Source organism: Pseudomonas flavocrustae, from assembly GCF_029872515.1.
In the GTDB taxonomy this organism is placed as follows: Bacteria; Pseudomonadota; Gammaproteobacteria; order Pseudomonadales; family Pseudomonadaceae; genus Chryseomonas; species Chryseomonas aestiva.
In genome coordinates this window covers 169,239-187,892 of the sequence record NZ_JAPDIQ010000009.1, presented here as the reverse complement: position 1 = coordinate 187,892, position 18,654 = coordinate 169,239, and the positions used below count along the sequence as shown (strand labels likewise).

Genomic DNA, 18,654 nt, shown 5'->3' with positions numbered 1-18,654 from the left:
CTTAGAAATACCCCTGACGTTTCTTCTCTTCCATGGATCCGGCGCCATCGTGGTCGATGACCCGGCCCTGGCGTTCGGAGGTGCGGGTGAGCAGCATCTCCTGGATGATGTCCGTCAGCGTGGTCGCCTGGGACTCCACCGCGCCGGTCAGGGGGTAGCAGCCGAGGGTACGGAAGCGCACCTGGCGCTTGTGGATGCGTGCCTTCTCCTCGGGCGAGAGGTGTTCGAGGATGCGGTCGTCGTCGATCATGAGCAGGGTGCCGTTCTTCTCGATCACCTCGCGCTCGGCGGCGAAGTACAGCGGCACGATCGGGATGCCTTCGAGATAGATGTACTGCCAGATGTCCAGCTCCGTCCAGTTGGACAGCGGAAAGACGCGGATCGACTCGCCCTTGTTGGTCTTGCCGTTGTAGATGTTCCACAGCTCGGGACGCTGGTTCTTGGGATCCCAGCGGTGCTTGCTGTCGCGGAAGGAATAGACGCGCTCCTTGGCGCGAGACTTCTCCTCGTCGCGGCGCGCGCCGCCGAAGGCCGCGTCGAAGCCGTACTTGTCCAGCGCCTGCTTGAGGCCCTGGGTCTTCATGATGTCGGTGTGCTTGGCGCTGCCATGGGTGAAGGGATTGATGCCCTGGGCGACCCCTTCCGGATTCTTGTGCACCAGCAGATCGAGCCCCATGTCGGCGACCATGCGATCGCGAAATTCGTACATGGCCTGGAATTTCCAACCGGTGTCCACGTGGAGTACCGGGAACGGCAGCTTGCCGGGAAAGAAGGCCTTGCGGGCCAGGTGCAGCATCACGGCCGAATCCTTGCCGATGGAATACAGCATGACCGGGTTGTCGAACTCGGCGGCCACTTCACGGATGATGTGGATGCTTTCCGCCTCAAGCTGTTTGAGGTGCGTCTGTTTGTCGAGCATGGCTACTCACGATTGCAGAAAGGTGGCCTAGGAGATGTCCGTTGCGGCATCCAGTCGACTGGACACACCGGACAGAGCGGGCCGTGGACGAACCTCAACCTTACCATAGGCAACGGTTATGGCCCGCCAGGCCATCTAGATCCAGAAGTTATATGCTTATGACGCTCAGGCGGGATTGTCGCAGTCGATGAAGCGATGCTCGATGCCCAGCTGCGCGGCCAGAAAGTCGCCCAGCGCCTGGACCCCGTAGCGCTCGGTGGCATGGTGGCCGGCGGCAAAGAAACTCACCCCGTTCTCGCGGGCACTGTGCACCGTCTGCTCGGACACCTCACCGGTGAGATAGGCATCCACTCCCGCGGCAATGGCCTGATCGATGTAGCCCTGGGCACCGCCGGTGCACCAGGCCAGGCGCCGGATCGACCGTCCGCCATCGACCACCAGCGGCCCGCGTTGCAGCACGTCCGCCACCCGCCGAGCGAAGTCGACGGCGGATTGCGCCTGCGGCAACTCGCCCTGCCAGATCAGTCCCTTGGCGTCACCCGGCAGCGGCCGGATATCCTGCAGACCCAGGCGGCGACCCAGCTGGACGTTGTTGCCCACCTCGGGATGGACGTCCAGCGGCAGGTGGTAGGCCAGCAGGCTGATGTCGTGGCTCAGCAGCGTCTTGATCCGCCGGTGCTTCATGCCGATGAGGCGGGCATCTTCGTTTTTCCAGAAATAGCCATGGTGCACCAGGATGGCATCGGCCCCGGCCGCCACGGCGGCGTCCAGCAGCTGCTGGGAGGCGGTGACGCCACTGACCAGCAGACGCACCTGCTCGCGGCCCTGGACCTGCAGGCCATTGGGGCAATAATCCTGGATCCGGGCCGATTCCAGGTAGCGATCGGCGGTCTCCACCAATTGATCAAGGGACAGGGTCACGGACGGCTTACCTCCTCACTGGCGGCGCCACAGCGTGTCTTCGGGTGGCGCCGCTCCTTATAATGCCCACCAGCTTATCCGGCGCACCCCGGGTGGACAAATTCAAGGATGTGATCGATGTACAAGGCTTTGCGTTATCTCGGCTGGCCCGTGCTGTGCGGTCTGCTCGTTGCGGCCCTGATCATGCAGCGCTATCCGCAATGGCTCGGCCTGCCCGCCCAGCCGCCGCTGTTCGAGGCGGCCCAGGCGCCCGCGCATTCGCGCCAGCAGGGACCGGTCTCCTATGCCGACGCGGCGAGTCGCGCCGCGCCAGCGGTGGTGTCGCTGCGTTCGACCAAGGCGGCCAAGCCGGGCAAGGCCGGTGACACGGCCAGTGACCGCAAGGGTGTGACCAAACCAGTGGAGGAGCTCAGCCTGGGCTCGGCCGTGCTGATGAGCCATGACGGTTATCTGCTGACCAACAACCACGTGACCCTCGATGCCGAATCCATCGTGGTGGCGCTCGCCGACGGGCGTCAGACCCTGGCCAAGCTGATCGGCAACGATCCGGCCACGGACCTCGCCGTGCTCAAGATCGACCTGCCCAACCTGCCGGCCATTTCGGTGGGCGATTCGACCGCCATCCGCATCGGCGACGTGGTGCTGGCCATCGGCAATCCCTTCGGCGTCGGCCAGACGGTGACCATGGGTATCATCAGCGCCACCGGCCGCAACCAGCTGGGTCTCAATACCTACGAGGACTTCATCCAGACCGATGCGGCGATCAACCTGGGCAATTCGGGCGGAGCGCTGGTGGATGCCAACGGCAATCTGATCGGCATCAACACCGCCATCCTTTCCGGCGGCTCCCAGGGCATCGGCTTCGCCATCCCGATCAAGCTGGCCATGGAGGTCATGCGCTCGATCATCCAGCATGGCCAGGTTATCCGCGGCTGGCTGGGGGTGGCAGTGGAAGTCATCACGCCAGAGCTGGTCAAGACCTACGGCCTCAAGGTCGACCAGGGCATCGTGGTGACCGATATCGATCCGGAAGGACCGGCGCACAAGGGCGGTCTGCGTGCCGGCGACGTGCTGGTCAAGCTGGCCGGCCAACCGATCAGGGACGGCCGGCTGGCGATGAACCAGATCGCCCGCAAGCAACCCGGCGACAGCATCCCCATCGAGGTGCTGCGCCAGGACAAGACCGTGCAGGTCAAGGTTACCGTCGGGCTGCGCCCCCTGATGGAAAAGGCACGCTAGGCTCTATACGTAAAGTGCCTACGCTCGGTGATGCTTCGTTGAAAAGCGCTTCGGAATGCTCATTTACCATTCGTAAACTCCGCTTCCTCGGCGCTTTTCGCCTCGCTTGACCATCGCTCGGCAACTTTTCGAACAGAGCCTAAGCTCAGAGGGTATCGAGGGCCTTGATCAATGCCTGATTCTGCACGGGCGTACCAATGGTGATGCGCAGGAAGTCGGCGATGCGTTCGGGACGGCTGAAGTGGCGCACGATGACGCCATGCTCGCGCAAGCCCGCGGCCAGCACCGCCCCGCCCTTCTGCACATGACGGGCGAAGATGAAGTTGGCGGCCGAGGGCAGGACTTCGAAGCCGCGCTCCAGCAACTGGCCGACCAGGGCTTCGCGACTTTCGACCACCTGCCGGCAGGTCTCGTCGAAATAGGCGCGATCCTCGAAGGCAGCGGTCGCGCCGGCCAGGGCCAGGCGATCCAGCGGATAGGAGTTGAAGCTGTTCTTGATCCGCTCCAGGGCCTCCATCAGCGGCGCCTGACCCATGGCCAGGCCTACCCGCAGACCGGCCAGGGAACGGGACTTGGACAGCGTCTGGGTCACCACCAGATTGGCATGGCGCTCGATCAGGGCGACCGCCGACTCCGCCCCGAAGTCGACATAGGCTTCGTCCACCACCACCACCGAGGTCGGATTGCCGGCGACGATGCGCTCGATGGCGTCCAGCGCCAGGGCGCTGCCGGTCGGTGCATTGGGGTTGGGGAAGATGATGCCGCCATTGGGGCGCAGATAGTCCTCGGGGACGATCTGGAAATCCTCGTCCAGCGCCGGGGTCTCGAAGGCGATGTCGTAGAGGCCGCAATAGACCGGATAGAAGCTGTAGCTGATGTCCGGGAACAGCACGGGTCGGCCATGGCCGAACAGCCCCAGGAAGATGTGCGCCAGCACCTCGTCCGAGCCGTTGCCGACAAACACCTGGTCGCTCTGGATGCCGTAGTAGCGGGCGACGGCGTCCTTCAGCGCCTGGCCGTTGGGGTCGGGATAGAGGCGCAGGTCGTCGGTGGCTGCGGCGCGGATGGCGTCCAGCGCTCGCGGCGACGGACCGTAGGGATTCTCGTTGGTGTTGAGCTTGACCAGGTTGGTCAGCTTGGGCTGCTCACCGGGTACATAGGGCACCAGATTCTTGACGAAGGGACTCCAGAGTTCGCTCATGCATGCTCCTACTGAATGCGGTATTCGGCGCTGCGGGCGTGGGCGGTCAGGGACTCGCCACGCGCCAGGACCGAGGCGACCCGGCCCAGCGCGGAAGCGCCAGCGGCCGAGCAGTGGATGATCGAGGAACGCTTCTGGAAGTCGTATACGCCCAGGGGCGAGGAGAAGCGCGCGGTGCCCGAGGTCGGCAGCACATGGTTGGGACCGGCGCAGTAGTCGCCCAGGGCCTCGGCGGTGTAGCGCCCCATGAAGATGGCGCCGGCGTGGCGGATCTTGGGTAGCCATTGCTCGGGCTCGGCGACGGACAGTTCCAGGTGTTCGGGGGCGATGCGGTTGGCCACCTCGATGGCCTGGGCCATGTCGGTAACCTGGATCAGGGCACCCCGCCCTTCCAGGGAGGCGCGGATGATGTCGGCGCGCTCCATCTCCGGCAACAGGCGGGCAATGCTGGCCGCCACGGCGTCGAGGAAGGCGGCGTCCGGACTGACCAGGATGGCCTGGGCGTCCTCGTCGTGCTCGGCTTGGGAGAACAGGTCCATGGCGATCCAGTCGGGATCGGTCTGGCCATCGCAGACCACCAGGATCTCCGACGGGCCAGCGATCATGTCGATGCCGACCTTGCCGAACACGTGGCGCTTGGCGGTGGCGACATAGATGTTGCCGGGACCGACGATCTTGTCCACCGGCGGTACGCTTTCGGTGCCATAGGCCAGGGCGGCCACGGCCTGGGCGCCGCCAATGGTGAAGACGCGATCGACACCGGCCAGGGCCGCAGCGGCCAGCACCAGTTGATTGACCTCGCCGCGGGGCGTCGGCACCACCATGACCACCTCGCGCACACCGGCGACCTTGGCGGGAATGGCGTTCATCAGCACCGAGGACGGATAGGAGGCCTTGCCCCCCGGCACATAGAGACCGGCACGGTCCAGCGGGGTGACCTGCTGGCCAAGCACGGTGCCATCGGCCTCCTGGTACTGCCAGGAATCCTGGCGCTGCTTTTCATGATAACGACGGACGCGCTCGGCGGCGGCTTCCAGGGCGGTGCGCTGCTCCGGCGTGATCCGGGTCAGGGCTTCTTCCAGACGCGCACGCGGCAGGATGAGATCGCTCATCGAGGTCGTTTCGACACCGTCGAAGCGCCGGGTGTATTCCAGCAGGGCCTGATCGCCCTGATGACGGACGTCGGCGATGATCGCCAGGACCCGCTGGTTGATGTCGGCGTCGGACACCCCTTCCCAGCTCAGCAGATGATCCAGATGCTCGGCGAAATCCGGAGCGGCAGCGGCGAGTCGGCGGATGGCGAGCGGAGCGGTCATGGCGGATCCTCTTCAGGAGAGCGAAAGGGGCGCCCGAGAGTAACAGCCGGCTCCGTGTGGGCGCCCGACAATTTGGCTATGGCACGGATAGGCGAAGCTGGAGGGATGGAAGCGGTCCGGGCCGGCATTAACCTGCCGGCCAGGACCCAGAGCCTGTTCAAAGTCTCGCGAGCTAGAGACAAACAAGGCGAAAATGGCTGAGGAAGCGGAGTTTACGAGTGGTCAATGAGCATTCCGAAGCCATTTTCAACATAGTTTGGCCGACGCGCAGCAGGCTTTGAACAGGTTCTCAGGCGCCGCGCGCCTCGACGGCGTGTCGCAGGGTCTCGATGAGCGCCTGGATACGACCGTGCTGCATCTTCATCGAGGCCTTGTTGACGATCAACCGCGAGCTGATGTGGGCGATCAGCTCCTGGGGTTCGAGACCGTTGGCCTTGAGGGTATTGCCGGTGTCGACCACGTCGATGATCTTGTCGGCCAGCCCCACCAGCGGTGCCAGCTCCATGGAGCCGTACAGCTTGATGATGTCGACCTGGCGGCCCTGCTCGGCATAGTAGCGCTTGGCAACATTGACGAACTTGGTCGCCACCCGCAGCCGGCCACGCGGCGCCGGAGCGCCAACGGCGCCCGCGGTCATCAGCTTGCAGCGGGCGATGCGCAGGTCCAGCGGCTCATAGAGGCCATCGCCGCCGTATTCCATCAGCACGTCCTTGCCGGCCACGCCCAGGTCCGCGGCGCCATGCTCCACGTAGGTGGGCACGTCGGTGGCGCGGACGATGAGCAGGCGCACATCGTCCTGGGTGGTCGGGATGATGAGCTTGCGGCTCTTGTCCGGATTCTCGGTCGGCGCGATCCCCGCCGCTGCCAGCAGCGGTAGGGTGTCGTCGAGGATACGGCCCTTGGACAGGGCGATGGTCAGCATCGGAGGTCCTTACTTGGGCGTACGACGGATCTTGGCACCGAGCAGCTGGAATTTCTCCTCGATGCATTCGTAGCCGCGGTCGATGTGGTAGATGCGATCGATCAGGGTATCGCCTTCGGCCACCAGGGCCGCGATGACCAGGCTCGCCGAGGCGCGCAGGTCGGTCGCCATGACCGGGGCGGCCTTGAGGCGCTGGACGCCGGTGACGATGGCGGCATTGCCTTCGATAGCGATGTTGGCGCCCATGCGCACCATCTCGTGAACGTGCATGAAGCGGTTCTCGAAGATGGTCTCGACCACGGTACCGGTGCCTTCGGCGACGGCGTTCATGGAGATGAACTGGGCCTGCATGTCGGTGGGGAACGCCGGGTAGGGCGCCGTGCGGATGTTGACCGCGCGGGGGCGATTGCCCTTCATGTCCAGCTCGATCCAGTTGCTGCCGGTCGAGATGTGGGCACCGGCCTCTTCCAGCTTGGCCAGCACGGCCTCGAGGATGGTCGGATCGGTGTCCTTGAGCTTGACGCGACCGCGGGTGGCAGCGGCGGCAACCAGGTAGCTACCGGTCTCGATGCGGTCCGGCAGCACCGAATAGGTGGCGCCGCCGAGGCGCTCGACGCCTTCCACGGTGATGGTGTCGGTACCGGCGCCCTGGATGTTGGCACCCATGGCGATCAGGCAGTTGGCCAGATCGACGACCTCGGGCTCGCGAGCGGCGTTCTGGATGACGCTGCGACCCTTGGCCAGGGTAGCGGCCATCAGCACGTTCTCGGTACCGGTCACGCTGACGGTATCGAAATGGTAGTGGGCACCGCGCAGGCCACCGGCCGGCGCCTTGGCCTTGATGTAGCCGCCTTCGACGGTGATCTTGGCACCCATGGCCTCCAGGCCGCGCAGGTGCAGATCGACCGGACGCGAGCCGATGGCGCAACCGCCGGGCAGGGCGACTTCCGCTTCGCCGAAGCGCGCGACCATCGGACCCAGCACCAGGATCGAGGCGCGCATGGTCTTGACCAGTTCATAGGGCGCGACCAGGGTCTTGATGCTGGACGCATCCACCTCGACATTGAGCTTTTCACCGATCACCGGCTGGACGCCCATTCGGCCGAACAGCTCGATCATGGTGGTGATGTCGTGCAGGTGCGGCAGGTTGGCGATGGTCACCGGGGTGTCGGCGAGCAGGGTCGCGGCGAGGATCGGCAGGGCGGAGTTCTTGGCCCCGGAAATGCGAATTTCACCGTTCAGGCAGTTGCCGCCGGTAATGATCAGTTTGTCCATAGCGAGTTCTCGGCGCTGCGAATCAGGCGCGTTCGGCCCAGGCAGCACGGGTGAAGAATTTCATGGTGACAGCATGGATGCTGCCATCGGCGATCTGCGGCTGGAGATGGGAGTAGACCTGCTGCTGACGCTTGACCGGGCTGAGTGCCTGGAGCTCGTCGCTGATCAGGTAGAGCTGGAAATTGCAGCCCTCGCCTTCCACTTCGACCTGGGTATCGGCCAGTTTTGCCTCAAGGAGGCTTTTGACTTCTTGGGCCTGCATGGCGGCACCTCGGCAATCTAGTACAGCCGGCGATCATACAAAAAAACCGGCTGTACGGCGACTGCGATGACCGTTACCCGTGAGCGTCGTCCGCCAGGGGCAGCAGTTCGAGGGCATCCGAGACCTCGGCGATCTGCCGCAACTCGGAGGGCAGGCCAGCGATGGTCAGCGAGCACCCTGCGGCCTGGGCATCGCGCAACCAGGCCAGCAACAGCGCCAGGCCGGCGCTGTTGGAATGTTCAACGCCAGCGCAGTCCAGCACCAGCGGACCGCTGCCCTGGGCGATCAGGGTACGACCTTGCTCGCGCAGGGACGGCACACTGGCGTGATCGAGTACACCCGACAGCTGCAGCCGGGCGCCCTCGCGGGTGATGGCGGCGCGACTCACGAACCGACCTTGGCCTTCTGGGCCTCGGGAGAATCCTTGGCCTTGGCCACGGTGCCCGCCCAGTTGTTGATGGTCTTGTCCAGGTCGTTGCCGTTTTCCTGCATCGCCTGGGCGAACTGGTCGCGGAACAGCTTGCCGAGATTCAGACCATTGATGATGACATTGCGCACCTTCCAGTCATTGCCCTGCTTGACCATGCTGTACTGCACCGGGTAGACGGCGCCGTTGTTGCCCTTGACCTCCATGCCCACGCTGGTGCGATCGGGACCATCGGACGGACCTTCGGGCAGTACCCGGATACCCTGGTTGTTGTACTCCAGCAGCGCGTTGCCATAGAACTGCATCAGGCTGCGCTTGAAGTTTTCCTGGAAGCGCGTCATCTGCTCGGGCGAGGCGCTGCGGCTATAGCGCACGGTCATGATGCTGCGCGAGATGCCTTCGGCATCCACCACCGGGCCGAGGATGTTGTTGAGCGACTCGTAGAAGGCTTCCGGACTGCTGCGATACTTGTCGCGATTGGCCTCGAGATCGCTGAGCAGCGTGCTGGTGGTCTGCTGGATCACATCGTGGGCCGAGGGTGCCGCCTGGGACACCAGGGGCAGCAGGGCCAGGATCGCGATCACTCCGTGACGAAGTAGCTTGAGCATGGAGAAGCCTCTCATCATTTATTGGTGGAAGAGTCTTTATTGACCGAATTGAGCAGGAATTTGCCGATCAGGTCTTCGAGAACCAGGGAGGATTGTGTATCTCGAATGGTCGAGCCTTCCTTGAGCACCTGTTCATCCCCGCCCACGCTGATGCCGATGTATTTCTCGCCGAGCAGGCCGGCAGTCAGGATCGAGGCGATGGAGTCGGTCGGCAGGTTGTCCACCTGCTTGTCGATCTGCATGGTGACCCGACCACGGTAGCTGTTGCGGTCGAGATCGATGGCGGTGACCTTGCCGATGGTCACGCCCGACATGGTCACCCGCGATCTCACTGTGAGACCGGCGATGTTGTCGAAGTAGGCATAGACCTTGTAGGTATCGTGATGGTCGCTCATCGTCAGACCGCTTACCCGCAGCGCCAGCAGCAGCAATGCGAGCACGCCGGCCAGCAGGAAGAGTCCGACACCGATTTCCTGGGTGCGGGTTTGCATCAGAGATCTCCAAACATCAGGGCGGTAAGAATGAAGTCGAGGCCGAGCACGGCAAGCGACGCATAGACGACGGTACGGGTGGTGGCGCGACCGATGCCTTCGGAGGTCGGCTCGCAGTCATACCCCTGGAAGACGGCGACCCAGGTCACCACGAAGGCGAACACCAGGCTCTTGATCACGCCATTGAGCACGTCACTGAGCATCACGCTGTTCTGCATGGTGGCCCAGAAGGAACCGTCGTAGACGCCGAGCCAGTCGATGGCGACCATGGCCGCGCCCCAGATACCCACCACATTGAACATGGCGGCCAGCAAGGGCATGGAAATGAAGCCGGCCCAGAAACGCGGCGCGACGATGTACTTGAGCGGATCCACGCCGATCATTTCCAGGCTGGACAGCTGCTCGGTGGATTTCATGTTGCCGATTTCGGCGGTCAGGGCGGAACCGGCCCGACCGGCGAACAGCAAGGCCGTCACCACCGGGCCCAATTCGCGCAGCAGCGTCAGGGCGACCATCTGCCCCACGGCCTGCTCGGAGCCATACTTGACCAGGATGTTGTAGCCCTGCAGGGCGATCACCATGCCAATGAAGAAGCCCGACACCACGATGATGGGCAGTGACATCACGCCCACCGAATAGAGTTGCTTGCCCAGCAGCTGCAGGCCGCTGCCCACGCCACCACGACCGAACACCGCCAGGAGCAGGACGATGACGGAGCGGCCAATGGCCGCCACGACGTCCAGCCCGGCCTTGCCCAGCCGACGAATCCGCTCCACGGCGGAGACCTTACGCATCAGTGTTTCCCCAGCAAGGCATCGCGCAGATCAGGCGCGGCGTAGTGGAAGGGTACCGGGCCATCGGGGATGCCCTGCATGAACTGACGAACCCGCGGATCGGGCGATTCGCGCAGCTCCTTCGGCGTGCCCTGCCCGAGCACCTTGGTATCGCCGACCACATAGAGGTAGTCGGCGATGCTGGCCGTCTCGGCCAGGTCGTGGGAGACCACGATGCTGGTCAGCCCGAGCGCCTGGTTGAGCAGGCGGATGAGCCGTACCAGCACGCCCATGGCAATGGGGTCCTGGCCGACGAAGGGCTCGTCGTACATGAGGATCTGCGGATCCAGGGCGATGGCCCGCGCCAGGGCGACCCGGCGCTTCATGCCGCCGGACAGCTCGTCCGGCATCAGCTCGACGGCACCGCGCAGGCCCACCGCCTGCAGCTTGAGCAGGACGATGTCGCGGATCATCTCTTCGGGCAGCTTGGTGTGCACGCGCAGTGGAAAGGCCACGTTCTCGAACACATCGAGATCGGTGAACAGCGCGCCGCTCTGGAACAGCACGCCCATCTGCCGGCGCATGTCGAACAACTCACCCCGGGACAACTGCGGCAGGTTGGCGCCATTGACCCAGATCTCGCCACTGCTCGGTCGCAACTGGGCAGCGATGAGGCGCAACAGGGTGGTCTTGCCACTGCCGGACGGTCCCATGATCCCGGTGACCTTGCCCCGCGGGATGCGGATATCGACCCGGTCGTAGATGAGACGCGTGCCGCGCTTGAAGGAAACGCCCTTTAGCTCCACGGCGTACGGGCTATCGACGGTCATCGAGACTCCTAAGGTTCAACTCTGTGCAGGGAGACGCCGCTCCGCCGCTTCAGGGCACGCGGCTCTCGCGTTCGGCGACCCCGGCAAAAGGGCGGCACTATAGCATTCGTTGCCGATGTGACTCCTGAACTGCGGGCGGCGTTGCTGAGTGTCGCGGCTTTGCGCATATAATTTCCGATTGTCCCGTCACCTGCCTTCTGACCCATGCCCGACTCAATAGATTTCATCGCTTCCGCCAAGCGCACCATAGATGTAGAGCGAGCGGCCGTGGCCGCCCTGGGCGAACGCATCGACGAAAGCTTTGCCGCCGCCTGTCGCCACCTGCTCGCCTGCCGTGGGCGCATCGTGGTCCTGGGCATGGGCAAATCCGGGCATGTCGGCAACAAGATCGCCGCGACCCTGGCCAGCACCGGCAGTCCGGCCTTCTTCGTACACCCGGCCGAAGCCAGCCATGGCGACATGGGCATGATCACCCGCGATGACGTCATCATCGCCATCTCCCAGTCGGGCACCTCCAGCGAGATCCTGACCCTGCTGCCGCTGATCAAGCGCCTTGGCGTCCCGCTGATCAGCTTTGCCGGCAATCCGGCCTCGCCGCTGGCCAAGGCCGCGGACGTCAACCTGGATACCAGCGTCGCCACTGAGGCCTGCCCGCTCAATCTGGCGCCCACCTCCTCCACCACTGTCGCCCTGGTGCTGGGCGACGCCCTGGCCATCGCCCTGCTCGAGGCCCGTGGCTTCACCGCCGAGGATTTCGCCTTTTCCCATCCGGGCGGCGCCCTGGGTCGGCGCCTGCTGCTCAAGGTGGAAAACGTCATGCATGCCGGCGTCGACCTGCCGCAGGTCAGCGAAGACACCCTGGTCTCCGATGCCCTGCTGGAGATGTCGCGCAAGGGACTGGGCATGACCAGCGTGCTCGGCACCGATGGCCGTCTGGCGGGCATCTTCACCGACGGCGATCTGCGTCGCGCCCTGGATCGCGGCATCGACGTGCGCACCACGGCGATCGCAACCGTGATGACCCGTGGCGGTCGAACCGCCAGGGCGCAGATGCTCGCCGCCGAGGCGCTGAAGATCATGGAAGAGCACAAGATCAACGCGCTGGTGGTGATCGATGACGAGCACCGGCCGATCGGCGCCCTCAACATGGGTGACCTGCTACGCGCCGGGGTGCTGTAGGCCGGGTTATACTGCCCGACTAATACGCCGCAATCTCGTGTTCAACCCGCCGCCCCTGGTGCGGCCCACCACAGGTACCCTCATGTTTCGCAGCTTGCGCCGCCCCGTGCTGTTGGTCCTGATCGCCGCCGCGCTCATCGCGATCGGCTACTGGAACATCCTGCCGCAGCGCTTCGTCGATGCTCCGGCCTCGTCGACCCCGCAAGACAGCGCCATCGACGGCTATGCCCTCAATACCCGGACGATCCAGTATCGCCTGGACGGCAAGATCCAGTACGAACTCAAGGCGGAGCGCAGCGAACACGTCAAGGCGACCGACGTCACCCTGGTGACCCGGCCCGACATGCTGGCCTTTCGCGGCACCGACTATCCCTGGCACATTCGCAGTGCCCGCGCCGAGGTCGCCCCCGGTGGCAGTCAGGCGGAGCTGATCGATGACGTGCGTGTCGAGCGTACCGATGAAAAAGGCCGCCCGGTGGTGTTGACCACCACCCGCATGACCGTCTTTCCTGACAAACAATATGCGCAAACCGAGCAAGCCGTTAGAATCGAGGCCGCCAATGGGGTGACCACGGCCAATGGCATGAAAGCGTATCTAGAAGACGGCAGAATGCTCCTGCTGTCCAACGTAAGAGGCCAGCATGAGGTTCGTTAAAACCCTCCCCTTCCTGTTCACCCTCGGCGCCACCTTTGGCAGTGCCGCGGCTTGGGCCCTGCCGACCGATCGCACCCAGCCGATCCGCGTGCAGGCCGACAGCGCCGAGCTCGACGACAAGCAGGGCGTGGCCGTGTACCGCGGAGACGTGGTCATCACCCAGGGCAGCATGAAGATCACCGGCAACACGGTGACCTTGACCCAGGACAATCAGGGCAACATCAAGGTCGCCACCGCAGTGGGCAAACCGGCCTACTACGAGCAGAAGCCCTCGGCAGACAAGGACATCGTCAAGGCCTATGGTCTGACGATCCAGTATTTCGCCCAGGAAAATCGCATCATCCTGATCGATCAGGCCAAGGTGGTCCAACAGGGCAACACCTTCGAAGGCGAGAAGATCGTCTACGACACCCAGCGCCAGATCGTCAACGCCGGGCGCGCCAACGGCAGCAAGGTCACCACGCCGCGGCCGCGCATCGACATGGTCATCCAGCCCAAGGATCAGCAGCAGTCGGGGCAGGGACAATGACGGTCACGCTCAAAGCCCAGCATCTGGCCAAGAGCTACAAGGGTCGTCAGGTCGTTCGCGACGTCAGCGTCAGCATCGACAGCGGTCAGATCGTCGGCCTGCTCGGTCCGAACGGCGCCGGCAAGACCACCTGTTTCTACATGATCGTCGGCCTGGTCAAGGCCGATCAGGGTCGCGTGCTGATCGACGATCAGGATGTCACCGCCCTGCCCATGCATGGCCGGGCCCGCGCCGGGATCGGCTACCTGCCGCAGGAAGCCTCGATCTTTCGCAAGCTGACCGTGGCCGACAACATCCTCGGCATCCTGGAAACCCGCAAGGATCTGGACAAGGCCGGTCGCCTGCGCGAACTGGAAAGCCTGCTGCAGGAATTCCACATCACCCATATCCGCGACAATCGCGGCATGAGCCTGTCGGGTGGCGAAAGACGTCGCGTCGAGATCGCTCGCGCCCTGGCCACCGCACCCAAGTTCATCCTGCTGGACGAACCCTTCGCGGGCGTGGACCCCATCTCGGTGGGCGACATCAAGCAGATCATTCGCCACCTCAAGGCCAAGGGCATCGGTGTGCTCATCACCGACCACAATGTCCGGGAAACCCTGACCATCTGCGAAACGGCCTACATCGTCAACGACGGCCAGCTCATCGCCGAGGGTACCGCCGAGGAAGTCCTCGCCAACGATCTGGTCAAGGAAGTCTATCTGGGCCACGAATTCCGCCTCTAGGCAAACCCGGGGAAACAAGGCATATAATTTGCTAACGCTCGCAGGGTTCGCGAGGTTCGGTGGCGCTGTTCGCGTCGGTAGACAAGGTGTATTTCCGCAGCCATGAAACCATCGCTAGTCCTCAAGATGGGCCAGCAGCTGACGATGACGCCGCAGCTGCAACAAGCCATACGTCTGCTTCAGCTCTCGACGCTCGACTTGCAGCAGGAAATCCAGGAAGCCCTGGAATCCAATCCGATGCTGGAACGCCAGGAGGAAGGTGAAGACTTCGACCAGAGCGAAGCCTCGAGCGAAGGCGATGAGAGCTCGGGCGCGGGCAACCTGGAAACCACCTTCAAGGAAACCTCGGTCGCCGTCAACGAGATGGCCGACGACTCCGAATGGAGCGAGCGTATTCCCAGCGACAGCGAGCTGCCGGTCGATACCGCCTGGGAAGACATCTACCAGACCAGCGCCAGCAGCCTGCCCAGCAATGACGACGACGAGTGGGACTTCACCACCCGCACCTCGGCGGGCGAGAGCCTGCAGACCCACCTGCTCTGGCAACTCAACCTGGCGCCCATGTCGGATCTCGATCGCCTGATCGCCGTGGCGATCATTGACGGCATCGACACCGACGGCTATCTGCAGGAAAGCCTCGAAGACATCCATGCCTCGCTGGATCCCGAGCTGGAAGTCGATCTCGATGAAGTCGAGGTGGTGCTCAGACGCGTCCAGCAATTCGAGCCGGCCGGCGTCGCCGCCCGCAATCTGCGCGAATGCCTGCTGATCCAGCTGGCCCAGCTACCGGCCAATCTCCCCCTGCTCGGCGAGGCCAGGCGCCTGGTCAGTGACTATCTCGATCTGCTCGGCAGCCGCGACTATGCGCAGCTGATGCGGCGCATGAAGATCAAGGAAGACGAGCTCAAGCCCGTCATCGAACTGATCCAGACCCTGCATCCGCGCCCCGGCTCGCAGATCGAATCCGGCGAAGCCGAATACGTGGTGCCGGACGTCATCGTCCGCAAGCACAACGAGCGCTGGCTGGTGGAGCTCAATCAGGAAGCCGTGCCGCGTCTGCGGGTCAATCCCCAGTACGCCGGCTTCGTCAAGCGCGCCGACAGCAGCGCCGACAACACCTACATGCGCAACCAGCTGCAGGAAGCGCGCTGGTTCATCAAGAGCCTGCAGAGCCGCAACGAGACCCTGATGAAGGTGGCGACCCAGATCGTCGAGCACCAGCGCGGTTTTCTCGAATACGGTGAAGAGGCGATGAAGCCGCTGGTCCTGCATGACATCGCCGAGGCGGTGGGCATGCATGAGTCGACCATCTCCCGGGTGACCACCCAGAAGTTCATGCACACCCCGCGTGGCATCTACGAACTCAAGTATTTCTTCTCCAGCCACGTCAGCACCGCCGAGGGGGGCGAATGCTCCTCCACCGCGATCCGCGCGATCATCAAGAAATTGGTGGCGGCGGAAAACGCGAAAAAGCCGTTGAGTGACAGCAAGATCGCTGGTTTACTGGAATCGCAAGGTATACAAGTCGCTCGTCGCACGGTGGCTAAGTATCGGGAATCCCTGGGTATCGCTCCGTCCAGCGAACGCAAGCGTCTCATCTGACGCGTCCTGATGTGTGACCGTGCTTCGTTCGATCCTTGTCATGTCGGCGAGCAGCTTCGCCGATCGCAGCCCGGCAATAAGGAGAAGCGGTATGCAAGTCAACATCAGTGGCCATCAGCTTGAAGTGACAGAAGCCCTGCGTGACTACATCGGCGAGAAACTCGCCCGCCTCGAACGGCACTTCGACCGTATCACCAACGTCCAGGTCATCCTGGAAGTGGACAAGCTCAAGCAGAAAGCCGAAGCCACCCTGCACGTCGCCGGCGCCGCGGTGGTTGCCAATGCCGAGCACGACGACATGTATGCCGCCATCGATCTCCTGGCCGACAAGCTCGACCGCCAACTGATTAAACACAAGGAAAAATCGATCGAACGCCAGCAGGGCGTCGGCGTCCGCTGAGGTTTCGATCGCCGCTTTATGATCAGACTCGAAAACATCCTGACCCCCGGCCGCACCCAGACGGGTGCGCCGGGTGGCAGCAAAGCCGCTGTACTGGAACGCATTGCCGAACTGGCCGCGCAGGAACTGCCCGGCCATGACGCGGCGCACATCCATGAATGCCTGATGGCGCGCGAGCGCCTGGGCTCGACCGGTTTCGGCAATGGCATTGCCATTCCCCACTGCCGCCTGGCGGGGCTGCAACAACCGCTGTGCGTGCTCTTCCACCTGCAGCAACCGGTGGACTTCGATTCCCTGGACGGCGCTCCGGTAGACCTGGTGTTCGTCCTGCTGGTCCCGGAAGCCGCCACCGAGCAGCACCTCACCCTGCTGCGCCAGATCGCCGGCATCCTCGATCGCGCCGACATCCGCGAGCGGCTGCGCAAGGCCAGGGATAGCCAGGCGCTCTATCAGATCGTCGTCGAGGCCCAGAGCGGACACTGACATGCACCTCATCATCGTGAGCGGACGTTCCGGGTCGGGCAAGAGTACGGCGCTCAACGTGCTTGAGGACAATGGCTTCTATTGCATCGACAACCTGCCGGCCAGTCTGCTGCCCGATCTGGCCCAGCATGCGCTGACCGACATGGAGCGCCCCCAGCCCAAGGTCGCCCTGTCCATCGATGCGCGCAACCTGCCCAGTCAGTTGCAACGCTTTCCCGAATTGCTCGAACAGGTGCGCAGTCGCAACATCCGCTGCGACGTCCTCTACCTGGATGCCGATGACCAGGCGCTGCTCAAGCGCTTTTCCGAGACGCGCCGCCGGCATCCGCTGTCGAACCAGGAAAGGTCCCTGGCCGAAGCTATCCATGACGAGCAGGTGCTGCTGTCGCCCATCGCCGACCTGTCCGACCTGAAGATCGACACCACCCACCTGAATCTCTATCAGCTGCGTGACATCCTCAAGTTGCGCCTGCTGAACGCGCCGGAGCCCGGTACCGCCTACCTGGTGGAATCCTTTGGCTTCAAGCGCGGGCTGCCGGTGGACGCGGACATGGTGTTCGATGTGCGCTTCCTGCCCAATCCCTACTGGAAACCGGACCTGCGCGACTTTTCCGGACTGGATGCGCCGGTACGCGACTATCTCGAGCAACAGCCCGAGGTAGAGACCCTGTACAATGACATCCGCGATTACCTGGTGAAGTGGCTGCCGCGTTTTGCCGCCAACAACAGGTCCTATGTGACCGTGGCCATTGGCTGTACCGGTGGTCACCACCGTTCGGTCTATCTGGCCGATCGCCTGGGTCGCGAACTCAAAGACCTGCTCAAGAACGTCCAGATTCGTCACCGCGATCTCTGACGCCCGTTTTGTTTCGACAAGGACAGACTCAATGCCTGCCCAACAGATCACCATCATCAACAAGCTGGGCCTGCACGCCCGTGCGGCTGCCAAGTTCGTCGGCGTGGCCGGCCGCTATCCTGCCAGCATTCGTGTCGGCCGCAGTGGCGAGCCGCCCGTGGATGGCAAGAGCATCATGGCGGTCATGATGCTGGCCGCTGGCAAGGGCACGGTGCTGCAACTGGAAACCGAGGGTGAACAGAGCGACGAGGCCATGCGCGCCCTGGTCGAGCTGATCAACAACTACTTCGACGAAGGTGAGTGATCGGCCCTCCTCCAGCATCGCCCAATAAAAAAGCCGCCCGAGGGCGGCTTTTTTATTGGGCGTCGACTCAGGCGTTCAGCGCCGCTTCGTAGCGACGGGTCACTTCCGGCCAGTTGATGACGTTGAAGAAGGCGCCGATGTACTCGGGACGGCGGTTCTGGTAGCGCAGGTAGTAGGCGTGCTCCCAGACGTCCAGGCCGAGGATCGGGGTGTTGCCGGTCATCAGCGGGCTGTCCTGGTTACCGGTGCTCTCGACCACCAGCTTCTTCTCGGGGGTGACGCTCAGCCAGGCCCAGCCACTGCCGAAGCGGGTCAGGGCAGCCTTGGTGAAGGCTTCCTTGAAGGCATCGAAGCCGCCCAGCTGGGACTCGATGGCTTCGGCCAGGGCGCCTTCGGGCTTGCCACCGGCGTTGGGGGCCATCACGGTCCAGAACAGGCTGTGGTTGGCATGGCCGCCACCGTTGTTCTGCACGGCGCCGCGCTTGTCCTGGGGCAGCTTGTCCAGCTGGCGAACCACGTCTTCGGCCGACAGGTTGGCGAACTCGGTGCCTTCCAGCGCCGCGTTCAGGTTGTTGATGTAGGTCTGGTGATGCTTGGTATGGTGGATTTCCATGGTCTGGGCATCGACGTGCGGTTCCAGCGCGTCGTAGGCGTAGGGCAGCTGAGGCAGAGTATGCGGCATGCGGATTGTCTCCATGGTGGCTTTGGTAAGGACCCATTGCCTTTGGGCGATGGGG

General features: G+C 63.7%; 23 protein-coding genes. 10 read left to right on the top strand and 13 right to left on the bottom strand.

What is annotated here, in order from left to right; genetic code table 11:
* Position 1: 1 nt before the first annotated feature.
* Together cysD and OMP44_RS19600 are read right to left on the bottom strand one after the other, a co-directional pair.
* Positions 2–919 carry a sulfate adenylyltransferase subunit CysD gene (cysD, locus tag OMP44_RS19605; protein WP_007159501.1) on the bottom strand — a complete coding sequence of 306 codons (918 nt, stop codon included), beginning with the start codon at positions 917–919 and terminating at the stop codon, positions 2–4.
* 165 nt (positions 920–1,084) lie between these two features.
* Positions 1,085–1,840: a Nif3-like dinuclear metal center hexameric protein gene (locus tag OMP44_RS19600; RefSeq protein ID WP_187978692.1), complete on the bottom strand. Its 756-nt coding sequence runs from the start codon at positions 1,838–1,840 to the stop codon at positions 1,085–1,087.
* Between the two features lie 117 nt (positions 1,841–1,957).
* On the opposite strand from OMP44_RS19600, the gene OMP44_RS19595 reads away from it, so the two are divergent.
* Positions 1,958–3,079 carry a S1C family serine protease gene (locus OMP44_RS19595; protein WP_133859829.1) on the top strand — a complete coding sequence of 374 codons (1,122 nt, stop codon included), beginning with the start codon at positions 1,958–1,960 and terminating at the stop codon, positions 3,077–3,079.
* A 145-nt stretch (positions 3,080–3,224) separates the two neighbouring features.
* On the opposite strand, the gene hisC is transcribed toward OMP44_RS19595, so the two are convergent.
* The 10 genes from hisC to OMP44_RS19545 form a co-directional block, all read right to left on the bottom strand.
* Complete coding sequence (gene hisC, locus OMP44_RS19590) at positions 3,225–4,280, bottom strand: histidinol-phosphate transaminase (protein ID WP_280310600.1); 1,056 nt, start codon at positions 4,278–4,280, stop codon at positions 3,225–3,227.
* A gap of 8 nt (positions 4,281–4,288) precedes the next feature.
* Positions 4,289–5,596 (bottom strand): histidinol dehydrogenase, encoded by a 1,308-nt coding sequence (gene hisD / locus OMP44_RS19585; RefSeq protein ID WP_280310598.1) that lies wholly within the window; start codon positions 5,594–5,596, stop codon positions 4,289–4,291.
* Between the two features lie 289 nt (positions 5,597–5,885).
* Positions 5,886–6,518 carry an ATP phosphoribosyltransferase gene (hisG, locus tag OMP44_RS19580; protein WP_007159506.1) on the bottom strand — a complete coding sequence of 211 codons (633 nt, stop codon included), beginning with the start codon at positions 6,516–6,518 and terminating at the stop codon, positions 5,886–5,888.
* 9 nt (positions 6,519–6,527) lie between these two features.
* Positions 6,528–7,793, bottom strand: a complete 1,266-nt coding sequence (murA, locus tag OMP44_RS19575; protein ID WP_280310596.1) for a UDP-N-acetylglucosamine 1-carboxyvinyltransferase — start codon at positions 7,791–7,793, stop codon at positions 6,528–6,530.
* A 22-nt stretch (positions 7,794–7,815) separates the two neighbouring features.
* The gene (locus tag OMP44_RS19570; RefSeq protein WP_007159508.1) at positions 7,816–8,055 is read right to left on the bottom strand and encodes a BolA family protein; all 240 of its coding nucleotides are present in this window, start codon (positions 8,053–8,055) and stop codon (positions 7,816–7,818) included.
* A gap of 73 nt (positions 8,056–8,128) precedes the next feature.
* Complete coding sequence (locus OMP44_RS19565; RefSeq protein WP_187978687.1) at positions 8,129–8,443, bottom strand: STAS domain-containing protein; 315 nt, start codon at positions 8,441–8,443, stop codon at positions 8,129–8,131.
* Positions 8,440–9,090, bottom strand: coding sequence for an MlaC/ttg2D family ABC transporter substrate-binding protein (locus OMP44_RS19560; protein WP_187978686.1), 651 nt, complete (start codon positions 9,088–9,090; stop codon positions 8,440–8,442). Before OMP44_RS19560 ends, OMP44_RS19565 begins: the two co-directional genes overlap by 4 nt.
* A 14-nt stretch (positions 9,091–9,104) precedes the next feature.
* Positions 9,105–9,581, bottom strand: a complete 477-nt coding sequence (mlaD, locus tag OMP44_RS19555; protein WP_280310588.1) for an outer membrane lipid asymmetry maintenance protein MlaD — start codon at positions 9,579–9,581, stop codon at positions 9,105–9,107.
* Positions 9,581–10,375, bottom strand: coding sequence for a lipid asymmetry maintenance ABC transporter permease subunit MlaE (gene mlaE / locus OMP44_RS19550; protein WP_059314028.1), 795 nt, complete (start codon positions 10,373–10,375; stop codon positions 9,581–9,583). Before mlaE ends, mlaD begins: the two co-directional genes overlap by 1 nt.
* Entirely contained in the window at positions 10,375–11,184 is an 810-nt protein-coding gene (locus OMP44_RS19545; RefSeq protein WP_187978685.1) for an ATP-binding cassette domain-containing protein, read from the bottom strand. Before OMP44_RS19545 ends, mlaE begins: the two co-directional genes overlap by 1 nt.
* A 204-nt stretch (positions 11,185–11,388) precedes the next feature.
* Here OMP44_RS19545 and OMP44_RS19540 point away from each other — a divergent pair, with 204 nt between their 5' ends.
* From OMP44_RS19540 to OMP44_RS19500, 9 genes are all read left to right on the top strand, one after another.
* Entirely contained in the window at positions 11,389–12,363 is a 975-nt protein-coding gene (locus tag OMP44_RS19540; protein ID WP_133859838.1) for a KpsF/GutQ family sugar-phosphate isomerase, read from the top strand.
* An 82-nt stretch (positions 12,364–12,445) separates the two neighbouring features.
* Positions 12,446–13,018, top strand: a complete 573-nt coding sequence (lptC, locus tag OMP44_RS19535; protein WP_007159515.1) for an LPS export ABC transporter periplasmic protein LptC — start codon at positions 12,446–12,448, stop codon at positions 13,016–13,018.
* A complete protein-coding gene (gene lptA, locus OMP44_RS19530) occupies positions 13,005–13,547 on the top strand; it encodes a lipopolysaccharide transport periplasmic protein LptA (RefSeq protein WP_007159516.1) in 543 nt (180 codons plus the stop codon). The genes lptC and lptA overlap by 14 nt, the downstream gene beginning before the upstream one ends.
* Positions 13,544–14,272 (top strand): LPS export ABC transporter ATP-binding protein, encoded by a 729-nt coding sequence (gene lptB / locus OMP44_RS19525; RefSeq protein ID WP_017640054.1) that lies wholly within the window; start codon positions 13,544–13,546, stop codon positions 14,270–14,272. The genes lptA and lptB overlap by 4 nt, the downstream gene beginning before the upstream one ends.
* Before the next feature lie 102 nt (positions 14,273–14,374).
* On the top strand, positions 14,375–15,874 hold the full coding sequence (locus tag OMP44_RS19520) for an RNA polymerase factor sigma-54 (RefSeq protein ID WP_133859839.1): 1,500 nt from the start codon (positions 14,375–14,377) through the stop codon (positions 15,872–15,874).
* 91 nt (positions 15,875–15,965) lie between these two features.
* Complete coding sequence (gene hpf / locus OMP44_RS19515) at positions 15,966–16,274, top strand: ribosome hibernation-promoting factor, HPF/YfiA family (protein ID WP_007159519.1); 309 nt, start codon at positions 15,966–15,968, stop codon at positions 16,272–16,274.
* A gap of 18 nt (positions 16,275–16,292) precedes the next feature.
* Positions 16,293–16,757, top strand: coding sequence for a PTS IIA-like nitrogen regulatory protein PtsN (gene ptsN, locus OMP44_RS19510; RefSeq protein ID WP_133859840.1), 465 nt, complete (start codon positions 16,293–16,295; stop codon positions 16,755–16,757).
* Between the two features lies 1 nt (position 16,758).
* Positions 16,759–17,613 carry an RNase adapter RapZ gene (rapZ, locus tag OMP44_RS19505; protein WP_133859841.1) on the top strand — a complete coding sequence of 285 codons (855 nt, stop codon included), beginning with the start codon at positions 16,759–16,761 and terminating at the stop codon, positions 17,611–17,613.
* Positions 17,614–17,644: 31 nt separating this feature from the next.
* A complete protein-coding gene (locus OMP44_RS19500; RefSeq protein ID WP_133859842.1) occupies positions 17,645–17,917 on the top strand; it encodes an HPr family phosphocarrier protein in 273 nt (90 codons plus the stop codon).
* A gap of 67 nt (positions 17,918–17,984) precedes the next feature.
* On the opposite strand, the gene OMP44_RS19495 is transcribed toward OMP44_RS19500, so the two are convergent.
* Entirely contained in the window at positions 17,985–18,599 is a 615-nt protein-coding gene (locus OMP44_RS19495; RefSeq protein ID WP_133859843.1) for a superoxide dismutase, read from the bottom strand.
* Positions 18,600–18,654 lie beyond the last annotated feature (55 nt).

Coding starts and splice junctions, on each gene's coding strand:
- cysD (WP_007159501.1), bottom strand. CDS start 919: ATGCTCGACAAACAGACGCACCTCAAACAGCTTGAGGCGGAAAGCATC.
- OMP44_RS19595 (WP_133859829.1), top strand. CDS start 1,958: ATGTACAAGGCTTTGCGTTATCTCGGCTGGCCCGTGCTGTGCGGTCTG.
- hisC (WP_280310600.1), bottom strand. CDS start 4,280: ATGAGCGAACTCTGGAGTCCCTTCGTCAAGAATCTGGTGCCCTATGTA.
- hisD (WP_280310598.1), bottom strand. CDS start 5,596: ATGACCGCTCCGCTCGCCATCCGCCGACTCGCCGCTGCCGCTCCGGAT.
- hisG (WP_007159506.1), bottom strand. CDS start 6,518: ATGCTGACCATCGCCCTGTCCAAGGGCCGTATCCTCGACGACACCCTA.
- murA (WP_280310596.1), bottom strand. CDS start 7,793: ATGGACAAACTGATCATTACCGGCGGCAACTGCCTGAACGGTGAAATT.
- OMP44_RS19570 (WP_007159508.1), bottom strand. CDS start 8,055: ATGCAGGCCCAAGAAGTCAAAAGCCTCCTTGAGGCAAAACTGGCCGAT.
- OMP44_RS19560 (WP_187978686.1), bottom strand. CDS start 9,090: ATGCTCAAGCTACTTCGTCACGGAGTGATCGCGATCCTGGCCCTGCTG.
- mlaD (WP_280310588.1), bottom strand. CDS start 9,581: ATGCAAACCCGCACCCAGGAAATCGGTGTCGGACTCTTCCTGCTGGCC.
- mlaE (WP_059314028.1), bottom strand. CDS start 10,375: ATGCGTAAGGTCTCCGCCGTGGAGCGGATTCGTCGGCTGGGCAAGGCC.
- OMP44_RS19545 (WP_187978685.1), bottom strand. CDS start 11,184: ATGACCGTCGATAGCCCGTACGCCGTGGAGCTAAAGGGCGTTTCCTTC.
- OMP44_RS19540 (WP_133859838.1), top strand. CDS start 11,389: ATGCCCGACTCAATAGATTTCATCGCTTCCGCCAAGCGCACCATAGAT.
- lptC (WP_007159515.1), top strand. CDS start 12,446: ATGTTTCGCAGCTTGCGCCGCCCCGTGCTGTTGGTCCTGATCGCCGCC.
- lptA (WP_007159516.1), top strand. CDS start 13,005: ATGAGGTTCGTTAAAACCCTCCCCTTCCTGTTCACCCTCGGCGCCACC.
- lptB (WP_017640054.1), top strand. CDS start 13,544: ATGACGGTCACGCTCAAAGCCCAGCATCTGGCCAAGAGCTACAAGGGT.
- OMP44_RS19520 (WP_133859839.1), top strand. CDS start 14,375: ATGAAACCATCGCTAGTCCTCAAGATGGGCCAGCAGCTGACGATGACG.
- hpf (WP_007159519.1), top strand. CDS start 15,966: ATGCAAGTCAACATCAGTGGCCATCAGCTTGAAGTGACAGAAGCCCTG.
- ptsN (WP_133859840.1), top strand. CDS start 16,293: ATGATCAGACTCGAAAACATCCTGACCCCCGGCCGCACCCAGACGGGT.
- rapZ (WP_133859841.1), top strand. CDS start 16,759: ATGCACCTCATCATCGTGAGCGGACGTTCCGGGTCGGGCAAGAGTACG.
- OMP44_RS19500 (WP_133859842.1), top strand. CDS start 17,645: ATGCCTGCCCAACAGATCACCATCATCAACAAGCTGGGCCTGCACGCC.
- OMP44_RS19495 (WP_133859843.1), bottom strand. CDS start 18,599: ATGCCGCATACTCTGCCTCAGCTGCCCTACGCCTACGACGCGCTGGAA.